Genomic DNA, 13,975 nt, shown 5'->3' on the forward strand with positions numbered 1-13,975 from the left:
ATCAAGTATCCTCCTCTTTGAGTTGTTTGTACTTCTTTCTATAGTAGAAATAGAACCCTGAAAGAGCAGTAAAAATACAAAGGATACAAATTCTTATATAATAAATAAGTTTTCTGTTTTGAAAAAGAACGTAATCTCTGATTGCGCCAGAAGCTTGTATTGAACTAGGTATCTTTGGGGCGTTTTTCGTATACTGAGTCCAGGATTCCAGTAATTCCACAGGATATTCAAGGAAGATGCCATCCTCAGAAGATGCCTGCAAAAATAATGTCTGTGCCCGGACTAGGGGAGAAACAGTCAAAGTGCCATCTGCTGTAAGAGTGATCCCATCCACGTTAGGATTTAAAAAGCGAAAAGCATGGTCTGATTCTATTTGATAAGTCACAGAAATAGAGTCATACGTTGAAATATAAACAACAGAATCCCCTATAATTTTACTACCTGTATATGAAAAGTAATGGAAACTTTCCTTTTCAGATACCAATCGCACATTACTAAGAACAACGTTGCCCCTTGTTTTTCCTTTCCCTGAAAATGAAAAGCCAAAAGTGGTAATATGACTATAGTCAAGAACAGAGTTCAGCACACTATTTCCCTGAAAAGGAATAAAGAAAGTAACTTTCTGATAGGTGCTAAGAGGAATGGTGCCATAATTGATTTGAACTGCTGTCAAAGCATCCTCTTTAGTCTGCATAATGGTATATTGCTTTTGATAAGAAAGGGAGTGCTTCTTATCATCGGTCAGTGTAAAGGTAAAGGAGATAGGCTGGTTTACAGTACACTGAATCGAAACCCATATTCCCTGGTAATGACTAAGATTTTTATCTCCCAAAATATTATAAAAACCAAACCCATAATAATCATCTGGGTCTCCTTGGATTTTAAACGTAAGTTTAATTTTGTCTGGGGTAGTGGAGCGGAATTTTGCATCCGCAGAATCGCTTTTCCACAGTTCACTATTTTGAAAATACATGTCTTCTGCTGCAAAAAGTAAAATGGCTGGAGACCATAAATAATAAGCGGTCAGAAAAAGAAGGTATTTATATTTTTGAAGAGTCCATTTCAACATAATCATCCTTTATAAAATCCATGTCGGTAAACTCGTCCCTTGGTGTACTATATTTTTGCGGCATAGATAATGTTTTTTTGTTCGCTTGATACTCCTGCATCCAGACATTCAGATAATTAAGAAATAGAGGATTTTTTGCAAGAGTCTCCGAATTTAAAATCTTATATAAGCACCCAGCTTTTTTATCATCGTTAAGTATGCATTCCATAACTAAGTTTTGTTCTTGATCGATCACAACTGTCATAGTATACAGTTTTACCTGCGTCAGCTTAAAAAATGCAAATTCATAATTAAAATTTATAAGGGTTACAGGTTTTCCTTCCGTTGTAAATAATACAGTTTGTAAAGAAATTCTAGGAAGCTTACGGGTAGAAAAAATATTTTTTTGACCTCTGCTGTGAAGGTTTCTAGTAAAATCATCGTAAAAACTGCTTTGTGATGCTACTTTTTTTGGATGAACGGGAATTCGGTCATATAATATATGATATAAAATAAGCAGGTTTTCACTAGAGACAGAAGTAAAAGAGATAGCATAATTCCATTTACTTTTTAGTTCGGTAATGTGAACAATTTTACCCGATAAAGAACAGCAATACCGGCTGTCTTCATTCTGAATTGTAATATCGAGATTTTGGTCAACTGGTATATACACAGGAAAATCGAACAATACAGAAATACCACCCTCAGATAAATCAAAAGTAGAGGTGGTCAAGATTTCCTTGTTATATTTAATGGTAAGGGGTAGAATTACTTTAATCCGTTCACTAGTCCGGTACGATTTGCGTCCCAAAACAAAAAATACTGCCATCAGCAAGTTATACAAATTGACAAGCAGCCAGAAGAGAATAAACATAAACTTACTGCTTCCTGATAAGAGCCAGTGATAAAGGCACATAATAATAGACGCAGAGGATAATACAATGAGCAATAAATGAGGTATAATAGTTCTTATTTTATAAGATAAGGAAACACTAACCTTGTCTTTGCCAGTGACGTGGAAACTACGTTTTTCAATCCCCAGTGTCTCCAACATTATGGTAAACAATAGATGAGGGAATAAAATAGTATCATATATATTACTTAACCGGGAGATCCGAATACGGCCTGTTAAGGAAGAAAGTGCCTTATTATATAGTAAAGCATAGGGCAGCCAGATAAGTAGGATTTCCCCAAAACTAGCTTTTAAAAGTGTTACATGAAAAAGCACATAAAGAATAGGAGCCATTATAAAAATGAATCTTCTCATAGGAGTATACCAGTAAACAAGAGCCATAAAATAACTGTGCTTTTGAGAAAGAGAAAGTCCCTTTCTGCGGAACACCTTCATTTTACGAAAGGTCTGGATACAGCCACGTGCCCAGCGCTCCCGCTGCTTAAATAAATTGTCCAGATCAGTTGGTGCCAGACCATTTGCATGTACAGAGGCAGTAGCATAACACTGAAAACCAGCACTTTGAATTGCCAATCCAGTAGCTAAATCCTCAGTAATCACTTTTGTATAAAAGCCTCCAGCCTTTTCCAATGCTTCCCTGGATAAGATGGTATTAGAACCTGTATAAATAGCCGAATTATTTTTGTTTCTTATTAACTGTACGTGACGAAAGAAAAAATCTTGTTCATTGGGAACCGTTGTTTCTGAAAAAAGATTATATTGAAATAAATCTAAATTGTAAAAACTCTGTGGACTTTGAATAAAACCAATTTTTTTATGAATGGTTTCCTCCAGAAAGAAAAAGGGAACTAACGCCATGAGAAAATCGTGCATCGGAATCATGTCGGCATCAAAAGTTGCAATTAACGGAGAATCCGTAAATAGCAGTGCATTATTATAATTCCCTGCTTTTGCGTCAACAGGCTCTTTCCGGGTAATATATCCAATCTGCATTTCTTTTGCAAGGCTGCGGATTTGCCAGCGGTTTTTATCATCACATAAATAGATATGAACCTTGTTTTTGTCGGGATAGTCCATGTTTTTGCATCCATTAATGGTTTTTCGCAGTAACTCCATATCTTCGTTATAGGTTGCAATTAATACATCCACATGAGGATAACGGTCTAACTCCACATCAGGTTTAGCTGGTTCATTAAAATCTAAGCGGCTTTGGTACTGATTCAAAGCTTCAATAAAACCTACCAGCTCAGCCAATAGTAATAGAAAACCACAGACTAATTCACCAATGCTTTCATCTATAGGTAAAGTAAAAAAAGTTCGCCACGAAAAATAAACAATGGAAGTAAAAAAAGCGGATAAAAAAAGGATTCTAGACTTTAGCAATTCTTATCACCCCCAAAATAGTAAGTGTATCATTGCTAGTATTACAAAAAGATTATAAAATATGAATATAGAAAGAACGATAATAAAAAAATGCAGTCGATGGGACTTGAACCCACACCCAGTTGCCCGGACATGAACCTGAATCATGCGCGTATGCCAATTCCGCCACGACTGCAATTACTCAAATATAATAGTATTTTTTTTGTCAAATGTCAAGTCTTTTTTCGCTTTTGTTAGAGAAAAGATTTAAAATAAAAAACTAGTTAAAAAAACAGTTAAAATAGCACCCAATGCTACCACAACCAGGCTTCTTTCAAAATAGGCAAGCAATAGAGCAATACCTGTTCCGCAAATCGCAGGATACAGATTTCCTGTGGAGGAAAAGATGTCAGGAAAGGTAAGGGCACCAAGAACCGCATAAGGAACATAATATAAGAAAGTTTTTATGTAGGGTGAACGTATCTCTTTGCGGAATACGGCTAGGGGAAGTACCCTGGGAATATACGTAACAAGCGCCATTAAAATAACAGCAATAAAAGCTTTTGTCATTACTTTGCGACCTCCTTTGCATCAGATTCTTCTTTCATTGGGAACAGAACCGCACCAACTCCAGCGGCTGTAATTGTGGAAATAATAACCCGAAAGCCTGCTGAAATAAAGCTGAAAATAGGTGCATATTTTAATAGGCAGTTTATTACGATTGCAAACAAAACAATACAAAGTACGGATTTTGATTTTCTGGCAGGCGGGATAATGATAGCAATAAACATACCGTATAAGGCAATACCCATTGCGTTGCTTAAAGCTTCTGGTAATGCAGAACAGATAAGAGCACCAGCTGCGGTACCAAGAGTCCACCCCGCAAAGGGTCCTGATATAAGTCCAAACATATAGGAGGCAGATAGTTTGCCAGTTTCCATGGATGCAACAGAAAATATTTCATCTGTCACACCAAAACCAATAAATAATCTTTTCAACAGTGTAACAGAGCCGTCGATTTTCTGCGAAAGAGATAGTGACATAAGCATATAGCGGATATTAATAATAAAAGTTGTTAGTGCAATTTCAAAATAACCTGCACTGGCAAAAATTAAGTTTGTTCCAGCAAACTGGCCTGCACTTGTCAAATTTGTTGCAGAAATAAAAATGGCAAGCCACACAGGAAGTCCCCCGTTTACTGCCATCAGACCAAAGGTAAAGGAGACCGGTATATACCCCAAAGCAATAGGAATTCCTCTGCGGAATCCATATTTAAAATGATTCTGTTTCATGATAATTCTCCGATAAATGATTTTTTTGTATATTTCTACTTAACGATTCCAGAAAATAAGAAGTAGCAACGGATAATGGAATATGCTCACTATAGGCAGCTACCAGTTTACGTTTTGGGAGCTTTTCCTTTGTTTCTAAAATGGTCAGATCGGTATGATTGGATTGTACACAAAAGTCCGGTACAAAAGCGATACCTAATCCGATTTTTGCAAGATCAATTAATAAATCATTACTGCTCAGCTCGATAGCAGGAACAAGATCTAACTGGTGCTGCAAAAAAATATGGTGAAGGTACTGACTGGTTGCAGACTGTTTATCCAACATAAGGATAGGATAGGTTTGAAGTATCTGTAGGGATACGGTTTGCTCTATATCAGGAAAGAGTGCTTTATTCACTACAAATACATCTGAGAATTCAGCAATTACACGAGTGTGCTGAATGCTGTTTAAACGCATATTAGGGGAGTTTGTAACAATTAAATCTACCTGGTTGGTTTCTAATAATTCCACACACTTTAATGAGGTTCCATTTATAATTTTAATATGAACATTGGGATAACGGTTGTGGAAAGTTTTTAAAAACGGAACTAAGTAATAGCGGCAAATGGTATCACTGGCACCAATTCGCAATTGTCCGCCACTTAGGGAATGACCTTCTATGATTTGATTTTCCCCACGGATAATTAAATGAATGGCAGGCTCAATGTGTTTAAACAGCAATTCCCCTTCCTTTGTCAGCTTTACTCTTTTGGTACTGCGGATAAATAAAGTTTGATTTAACCTTTTTTCAAGTGTTTTTATGGACTGGCTTACAGCTGATTGAGAAATATACAATTCCTTCGAAGCATCCGAGAAACTAAGTGTTTTTGCCACATGAAAAAAGACCTTATATAATTCATAATTAATATCCATGCTTACGCCTCCATTTATAAGTTTTACTAATTAATAGATATCATAGCACACAAATATTTAGAATACAACGTTAGAAAACACAAATTAAACACTTTTTTTTTGTATCATTACATTGTTTGACAGTTAGTAGCCATGGGAGTATAATAGGACAGTAATACGCTTATTTGAAAGGAAGATGGAAACGTGATTAAAACAGTTGTTTCTGTAGGCTTACCTGTGGGGGAAGTGCTGAATATCAAGAAGCGTACTTTAAAACCAGAAAAGATAAGGGGAAACGAAAAGAGGATATGTATTGTTACTGGAATTCATGGAGATGAATTAGAAGGGCAATATGTTTGTTATGAGTTAATTCGACGTATACAAGAACAGATATCCTGCTTAACAGGAATTGTTGATATTTATCCTTGCATCAATCCACTGGGATTAGAGGCGATTACAAGAGGAGTACCAACATTTGATCTGGACATGAATCGGTGTTTTCCTGGAAGTGCAGATGGAGATATGGTTGAAAACATTGCAGATAAAGTAATAGATGATGTACTCGGAGCTGATATTTGTATTGACATACACGCTAGTGATATATTTATCCGCGAGATACCACAGGTAAGAATTAGTAATGAAAATATTGAACAGTTATTTGACTATGCCATGGAGCTGAATGTAGACTTTATATGGGCATATGAATCACCAACAGTTTTACAGGCAACATTGACACATACCTTGAACCAGCATGGAGTTCCAACTCTGGCGATAGAAATGGGAGTTGGCATGCGGTTGACGAAAAGCTACGGGGAACAAATTGTAGACGGACTTTTTTCACTGATGAAGAAGGCAGGAATCTGGAGCGGTGAAGTGAACCAGGTCCGGAAGCCTATTGTTTCTACAGATGGTGAAGTAGAATTAGTACATGCTGAGGCTTCAGGAATTTTTGTACCAGATATTGAACACTGGAACGGCATTCGGAAAGGGGATGCGGTTGGAAGTATCATTGAACCAATAACAGGAGAAATTAAACATAAGATATTAGCACCTTGCAGCGGAATGGTATTTTCCCTAAGAGAGTATCCTGTAGTTTATGAAGGCTCTCTGATAGCCAGAATACTAGGAGGTGTAGAATCATGATAAAAGAGGTTATCTACTCCTTAAAGGCTCCTTATCGGGAGGACTTAACTATTTATGGATATACCTTTGGAAGAGGTGAAAAATCCGCTTGTATTGTTGGCCCAACAAGAGGAAATGAAATCCAGCAGCTCTATGTCTGTTCTCAATTGATTAAGACATTGACAATACTGGAGCGTACAGGTGCTATTTTATCTAAAAATGAGATTATGGTCATACCTTCCATTAACCATTTTTCAATGAATATAGAAAAGAGATTCTGGGCAATGGATAATTCAGATATTAATAAGAAATTTCCTGGTAAAATAGATGGGGAAACAACAGAGAGAATTGCTGCGGGTATATTTGAAAAGGTAAAAGGGTATAGTTACGGTATTCAATTTGCAAGTTTTCATACGCCAGGAGATTTTATTCCCCATGTAAGACTGATGGATACGGGTGTGCAAAACACAAGTCTTGCCAATTTATTTGGGCTACCGTTTGTTATGCTTAGAAAGCCAGAAGCATTTGACTATGGGACATTGAATTATAACTGGCAGATGTCTGGAGCCAATGCATTTTCTGTATATACCAGTGCTACGGACACCATTGATGAAGTTTCTGCCAATCAGGCAGTATCATCAGTACTCCGATTTTTAACCAGAATGGGAATTATCAAATATAACTGTCACAGCGGATATATTTCTTCTACTATAGATGAGGACACATTGCTGCCAATCCGTGCAGATGTTTCAGGCATTTACAGGCGTCTGAAAAATCCTGGGGATGAAGTGAGATTTGGAGAAGTGATTGCAGAGGTTATCGATCCCATGGAAGGAGAGACGATTTCTCAGATTTTATCACCTAGTGATGGAATTATATTTTTTACGCATACTAAGCCCCTTGTTATACAAAATGGTATGATATATCAGCTGATTCGGCGAATGCACGTATAGCTGAAACAAGGAAGAATATGGTAAAACCAGATAGAAAGGAGCATGTTAACATTATAAAAAAGTATTTATGTTATATTTTAGTGATGACACTTGGCCTGGTTGTATTTGCCAGTTGTAAAAAGACAGCAAAGAATCAGGATATTCTTGTATTTACAGTAGGAGAAGAAAAAATTTATCTTGATGAAGTAATGTATCAGGTATGGGAAGCAGAAAAAGAAATTGATTTTTATCAATCTTACTATGAAGGAAATTATGAGGAAGACTTCTGGAACAGTGAGGGTGAGGCAGGCATGACAATGAGTGAGACAGTCAAGCAGGAGGTTTATGATGAAATCATTAGGGAGTCTGTTTTATTCCAAGAGGCTGTAAAACAAGAGGAGACCATTACGGAAGAAGTAGAAGAGGAAATAACAGCTCAGGCAAAAGAAGAAATGGAAAGTATGTCGGAGGAGGAACGAAAAACCACTGGTTTGACAGAAAAAAGATTGATTGAATTTAAAATAAAAAAAGCTATCATTGATCAGTATTTTGATTCAGTTCTGGATGGTTTTTCAGTAGATGAGGCTTCTATTACGGAAGGAATGAATGAGTCAGACTATTTACAATATGACATTGAAACAATAGGCTTTTCAAAATATCAATATCATGAGGATGGCACAAAGGAAGAAAAGAGTGCAGAAATTTTAGAAATGTCCTTGAATGAATTGGAGGAAAAGAAGCAAGCCGCTCAATATTCTGAAAATTTCAGTGAACTGCTGGAGGATCAGGAAGCGCTGCTGGAGGTAGAAGAGTATAGCTTTGTAAAGGGTGATGAAGCGTGTGATGCTAATATTCAGGAGGCTGCTGTGTCTCTGAAAACCGGACAGGTTAGTGATATAATTGAAACATCGGAAGGTATATATCTTTTACGGGTTTTAAGCAACAGCAGTACGGAAAGCTATGAGAAGGCCAAAGCAAGCGCGGTTAACCAGCAAAAATATAAGTTATTTGATGAATATTACAGCCAGCTAAAGGAAAAGACAAAGGTGACAGAAGAAACCAGTGTCTGGGAAGATATAACGGTTGGAGATGCTGTTGTAAAGGACAGTAGTAAATAAAACACAATGAAAAAGAAATGGAGAGATTAATTCATGAACAGTAGTAAAACTACTCTGAAGGGTAATAAAAAAGAGGTAAAGAAGAAAAATATGCCGGTTGAAAAGACCAGCACAGGAAAAATTGTGGCAATAGCTATATGTGCAGTTTTAGTTTTGGCCATGCTGGTGGGTGTAGCGTATGACCAGTTAAAACCAACTTTGTTATTTAAATTGGATGGGGAAAACATTTACTTAAGTGATGCGATGTACTATATTTATGACAAAGAAGTAACTTATGATGCTTATGACCAGATGTATTTGGCATATACAGGAACAGGGTACTGGGACAGCACAAGTGACAGTGGAACAACAAACCGTGAGGCAGCAAAGCAAGAGGTGTATACAACGGTAAAAGAATATGCAATTCTTTATAAGGAAGCAATTAACGCTGGATATGCTCTGACAGAGGAAGATAAAACAACCGCATCCGAGACAGCAGAGGAAGTATTAAAAAATTTAACCACAAAGCAAAAATCACTTCCAGGGTTAAGCAAGAAAAAATTAACAAGTGTTCTTGAAAAGAAAGCAGTTGCAGACCGTTATAAGCAAGATATGATTGACAGCTTTGATATTGATGATCAGGCAATTAAAGATACGTTTAATTATGAAGACTACAGACAATATGATTTTCAATACTATTATACTTCTAAAACAACTTACGATGAAGAAGGAAATAGTGTGGCTTTATCAGATGATGAGAAGGCTAAATTATTAGAGGAAATGAATGCATTACTTGAAAAGTCCAAAACAGAAGATTTTGCAGCATTACTTCCAAGTACTGAAACAGAGGAAGGGACAGCAGCCACAGAAGCAGCAGCCACAGAAGAAACAACTGCTACTGAAGAAACGGAAACTTCAAATATTAGCTTCCAGGAGGAGGGAAATATTACACCTTCCAGTACTACCTTTGAGGATGAAGTAAAGACAAAAATTATGGCAATGAGCAACAATGAGATTTCACAGGTTCTGGAAGACAGCAACGGATATTACATCGTAAAAATGATAAATAATAATTCAGATGAAACTTATAACCAGACAGTAGAAGATGCCATTGCAGAAGAAGAAAATTCACAATATGAAACTAAGTTTGTTGAAATAGCTGCAAACTATGATTTTTCAGCAGTTGATAAGAACTGGAATGAAATCGTGCTAGGTGATACCGTTTTGGAATAATAGGTTAGAATTCCAGGGTAGTGTATACCAATAAGAATAGTTGTATAAAATAAGGGAAACGGAGCAGATAAGTCAGTATGCTCTGTTTCCTTTTGTACTTTTTGGGGAAGGATTATTAGAAGTGCTTATATAATAAATAATATTAATTTATTTTAATTATAAAAGAAAATATGATAAGATGGTAACAAATTGATTTATATGTGTTTTGGAAAGGAGCTTTTATGAGTAACGTAAGAAGAATTTATGTAGAAAAAAAACCTGCATATGCTGTCCGGGCGAAAGAGTTAAAGAGTGAAATTAAATCATATTTAGGGTTAAAGGCTTTACAAAACGTCAGAGTATTAGTTCGTTATGATATTGAAAATTTGAGCGGGGAAACCTATCAAAAGGCTTTGGGAATTGTGTTTTCAGAGCCTCCTGTTGACATATTATTTGAAGAAACATTTGAAATGGAGCAAGGGTGTAAAACATTTTCAGTAGAATACCTGCCAGGTCAGTTTGACCAGAGAGCAGATTCGGCAGAACAATGTGTAAAGTTGTTAAATGAAAAAGAGGAACCAATTATCCGTTCTGCTACAACTTATGTATTATCTGGTGAAATATCAAATGAAGAGTTGCAAAGAATTAAGAGCTACTGCATCAATCCAGTAGATTCCAGAGAAGCGGACGAAGACAAACCAGATACACTGGTGCAGATATTTGAAGAACCAGCAGATGTAATTTTGTTTGATGGATTTTCCAGTATGGACAAGGATTCATTAAAAGACTTATATGATTCTTTAAACCTTGCCATGACATTTCAGGATTTCCTTCATATTCAGAATTATTTTCAAAACGAAGAAAAAAGAGATCCTTCTATGACAGAAATCCGTGTATTAGATACTTATTGGTCAGATCACTGCCGTCATACTACATTTTTGACTGAATTAAAAAATGTAAAGTTTGAGGATGGATATTATAGGGCACCGATTGAGAAGTCATATGAAGACTATTTATCAGTAAGAGAAGAGATATTTAAGGGACGGAAAGATAAATTTATTTCTTTGATGGACATTGCCCTTATGGCAATGCGTAAATTGAAAAAAGATGGAAAGTTAGATGATATGGAAGAGTCTGATGAGATTAATGCCTGTTCCATTGTTGTTCCAGTAGAAATTGATGGAAATACAGAAGAATGGCTAGTATTTTTCAAAAATGAAACCCATAATCATCCTACAGAAATTGAACCTTTTGGTGGTGCAGCAACTTGTCTTGGAGGTGCTATCAGAGATCCTTTATCGGGTAGAGGCTATGTTTATCAAGCTATGCGTGTTACTGGTGCGGCGGATCCTACAAAGTCATTAAAGGAAACCTTAGAGGGTAAACTTCCTCAGAAAAAAATTGTAAAAGGAGCAGCAAGTGGATATAGCTCCTATGGCAATCAGATAGGGTTAGCAACAGGTCTTGTGCAGGAAGTATATCATCCAAATTATGTGGCAAAGAGAATGGAAATCGGTGCTGTAATGGGAGCGGCTCCACGTAATAATGTAATTCGTGAAAACTCAGATCCAGATGACATTATCATTTTGTTAGGTGGAAGAACGGGACGTGATGGCTGTGGTGGTGCAACAGGTTCCTCCAAGTCCCATACAACAGAATCCATTCATACCTGTGGTGCAGAAGTGCAAAAAGGAAATGCACCAACTGAACGTAAAATACAGCGTTTATTCAGGAGAGCTGAAGTAAGCTCTATTATAAAAAAATGTAATGATTTTGGTGCAGGCGGTGTTTCCGTTGCAATCGGAGAACTGGCTCCTGGACTTCGTATTAATCTGGACAAGGTACCTAAGAAATATGCAGGTCTAGATGGCACAGAACTTGCTATTTCTGAATCACAAGAAAGAATGGCAATTGTAGTAGATCCTAAGGATGTAGATAAACTGCTTGCTTATGCAGAAGAAGAAAATCTGGAAGCTGTCTGCGTTGCCGTTGTAACAGAGTCACCAAGATTAGTACTTGAGTGGAGAGGAAAAGAAATTGTGAATATTTCCAGAGCATTTCTTGATACCAACGGTGCTCATCAGGAAACAGATGTTACAATTACAATGCCGTCACAAGAAGATAACTATTTTACAAAGCAAAGAGATGTAAGTGATTTGAAAACTGTATGGATGGAAACACTAAGCGATTTAAATGTATGTTCTCAAAAAGGGCTAGTTGAAATGTTTGACAGTTCCATTGGAGCAGCAACTGTAGCTATGCCATACGGTGGAAAGTATCAGTTGACGCCAATTCAGTCCATGGTTGCCAAGCTGCCTGTATTGTCTGGAAAATGTGATACAGTAACTATGATGAGTTATGGGTTTGACCCATATTTATCAAGCTGGAGTCCATATCATGGTTCTGCATATGCGGTGATTTCTTCAGTGGCAAAAATTGTGGCTTCCGGTGGTGATTTTAGAAAAATCCGGTTTACTTTTCAAGAGTACTTCAGACGTCTTGGAAACGATGCAAAACGCTGGGGTGAACCAATGGCAGCTTTATTAGGTGCTTACGATGCCCAGATGAAATTGGGCCTGCCATCTATCGGTGGAAAGGATAGTATGTCAGGAACCTTTAACGATATTGATGTTCCACCAACATTATGTTCCTTTGCAGTTGATGTAGCTAAGGTACAGGACATGATAACTCCTGAGTTCAAAAATCCAGGCAATGTGGTAGTATTTATGGATATAGAAAAGGATGCTTACGATCTGCCAGACTATGCGGCAGTAATGGAGCTATACACAAAAATACTGGAATTAATTCGAGAAAAAGTATTTGTTTCAGCCTATGCAGTTGAGAATGGTGGGATAATAGAAGCAGTCAGTAAAATGGCATTTGGTAATAAGCTTGGATTATCGGTTTGTGATTCAGTTGAAAAACCATTTCTTTTCCAACCTCTATACGGCAGTATAGTTGCTGAAATATCAGAACGTGACATAGAGAAGCTTGATGCAATGAAAATTAGTTATAAAAAAGTTGCTGAAATACTGGATGAACCAAAATTTGTTTTTGGAACTGTAGAAATTACAATGGAGGAAGCACTTGCATCATGGACCAACACACTGGAAAAAGTATTTCCTACTAAATCAGATGTTGAGCAGGTGGAAGTAAGTGAAAATCTGTTTGATGCAAAAACAGTATATATAGCAAAAAATAGAGTAGCGAAGCCAAAAGTATTTATCCCTGTTTTCCCAGGCACTAATTGCGAGTATGATACAGCAAAGGCTTTTGAAGCAGCAGGTGCAGAGGTTGAAACAGTAGTATTCAAAAATATGACAGCCCAGAATATTACGGACTCGGTAAATGCATTTGAACGAGCAATTAAGGAAGCACAGATTTTAATGTTCCCTGGTGGCTTTAGTGCTGGTGACGAGCCAGATGGTTCTGCCAAGTTTATTGCCTCTATTTTTAGAAATGCAAAAATAAGTCAGGCAGCCAACGATTTGATTAAGCAGAGGGATGGCTTGGTGCTTGGTATTTGTAATGGATTTCAGGCTCTGATTAAGCTGGGTCTAGTGCCATATGGGGAAATTACTGATATCAGTGAAGACTCACCTACTTTGACTACAAACAGCATTGGCCGTCATATTTCAAAATCTGTTTTTACAAAGGTTGTTACAAATCAATCACCATGGTTACAACTAGCAAAGCTTGGTGGTGTTTATGCAATTCCAGCATCCCATGGGGAAGGAAGATTTGTAGCAAATGAACAGTGGCTGAAAACGTTAGCTGAAAACGGACAAATTGCAACTCAATATGTGGATGTAAATGGAAATCCTACAATGGATGAAGACTTTAATCCAAATGGTTCTTATCTTGCCATTGAGGGTATTACCAGTCCAGATGGACGTGTTTTAGGTAAAATGGCACATTCTGAGCGAAGAGGAGATGGAGTCGCAATCAACATATATGGAGAGCAGAATCAAATGATTTTTGAAGCAGGTGTAAAATATTTCAAAGGATAAGTAGGTAAATTGAAAAAGCCACTATAATCTGGTAAAATACAGGTGAGTAGTGGCTTTTTTTGTGTAGAAAAATGACATATTGTGTATGTAAAATT

Annotated in this window: 10 protein-coding genes and 1 tRNA gene; 5 read left to right on the top strand and 6 right to left on the bottom strand. The window is 37.0% G+C overall.

All coding sequences use genetic code 11. The annotated features are described in order from the left end of the window. Window position 1: 1 nt before the first annotated feature. From BM305_RS07670 to BM305_RS07695, 6 genes are all read right to left on the bottom strand, one after another. Window positions 2-1,066 carry a hypothetical protein gene (locus tag BM305_RS07670; RefSeq protein WP_092560112.1) on the bottom strand — a complete coding sequence of 355 codons (1,065 nt, stop codon included), beginning with the start codon at window positions 1,064-1,066 and terminating at the stop codon, window positions 2-4. Then, window positions 1,041-3,215, bottom strand: coding sequence for a glycosyltransferase (locus BM305_RS07675; protein WP_177214618.1), 2,175 nt, complete (start codon window positions 3,213-3,215; stop codon window positions 1,041-1,043). The genes BM305_RS07670 and BM305_RS07675 overlap by 26 nt, the downstream gene beginning before the upstream one ends. A 220-nt stretch (window positions 3,216-3,435) precedes the next feature. Next, a tRNA-Leu gene (locus BM305_RS07680) sits at window positions 3,436-3,519 on the bottom strand. A 71-nt stretch (window positions 3,520-3,590) separates the two neighbouring features. Continuing rightward, entirely contained in the window at window positions 3,591-3,893 is a 303-nt protein-coding gene (locus tag BM305_RS07685; protein ID WP_092560114.1) for an AzlD domain-containing protein, read from the bottom strand. Continuing rightward, entirely contained in the window at window positions 3,893-4,615 is a 723-nt protein-coding gene (locus BM305_RS07690; protein ID WP_092560115.1) for an AzlC family ABC transporter permease, read from the bottom strand. Before BM305_RS07690 ends, BM305_RS07685 begins: the two co-directional genes overlap by 1 nt. Next, the gene (locus BM305_RS07695; RefSeq protein WP_092560116.1) at window positions 4,596-5,528 is read right to left on the bottom strand and encodes a LysR family transcriptional regulator; all 933 of its coding nucleotides are present in this window, start codon (window positions 5,526-5,528) and stop codon (window positions 4,596-4,598) included. The genes BM305_RS07690 and BM305_RS07695 overlap by 20 nt, the downstream gene beginning before the upstream one ends. 183 nt (window positions 5,529-5,711) lie before the next feature. Between BM305_RS07695 and BM305_RS07700 the strand changes: the two genes are divergently transcribed. The 5 genes from BM305_RS07700 to BM305_RS07720 all read left to right on the top strand — a co-directional run bounded on the left by BM305_RS07700 (window position 5,712) and on the right by BM305_RS07720 (window position 13,880). Continuing rightward, window positions 5,712-6,650 (top strand): M14 family metallopeptidase, encoded by a 939-nt coding sequence (locus tag BM305_RS07700; RefSeq protein ID WP_092560117.1) that lies wholly within the window; start codon window positions 5,712-5,714, stop codon window positions 6,648-6,650. Then, a complete protein-coding gene (locus BM305_RS07705; RefSeq protein WP_092560118.1) occupies window positions 6,647-7,582 on the top strand; it encodes a M14 family metallopeptidase in 936 nt (311 codons plus the stop codon). The genes BM305_RS07700 and BM305_RS07705 overlap by 4 nt, the downstream gene beginning before the upstream one ends. A gap of 17 nt (window positions 7,583-7,599) precedes the next feature. Continuing rightward, the gene (locus BM305_RS07710; RefSeq protein WP_092560119.1) at window positions 7,600-8,679 is read left to right on the top strand and encodes a peptidylprolyl isomerase; all 1,080 of its coding nucleotides are present in this window, start codon (window positions 7,600-7,602) and stop codon (window positions 8,677-8,679) included. A gap of 33 nt (window positions 8,680-8,712) precedes the next feature. Continuing rightward, entirely contained in the window at window positions 8,713-9,891 is a 1,179-nt protein-coding gene (locus BM305_RS07715) for a peptidyl-prolyl cis-trans isomerase (RefSeq protein WP_092560120.1), read from the top strand. A 221-nt stretch (window positions 9,892-10,112) separates the two neighbouring features. Then, window positions 10,113-13,880 (top strand): phosphoribosylformylglycinamidine synthase, encoded by a 3,768-nt coding sequence (locus BM305_RS07720; RefSeq protein ID WP_092560121.1) that lies wholly within the window; start codon window positions 10,113-10,115, stop codon window positions 13,878-13,880. Window positions 13,881-13,975: the final 95 nt, after the last annotated feature.

Origin of the sequence: Anaeromicropila populeti (genome assembly GCF_900112775.1) — a bacterium.
Classification (GTDB): Bacteria; Bacillota; Clostridia; order Lachnospirales; family Lachnospiraceae; genus Anaeromicropila_A; species Anaeromicropila_A populeti.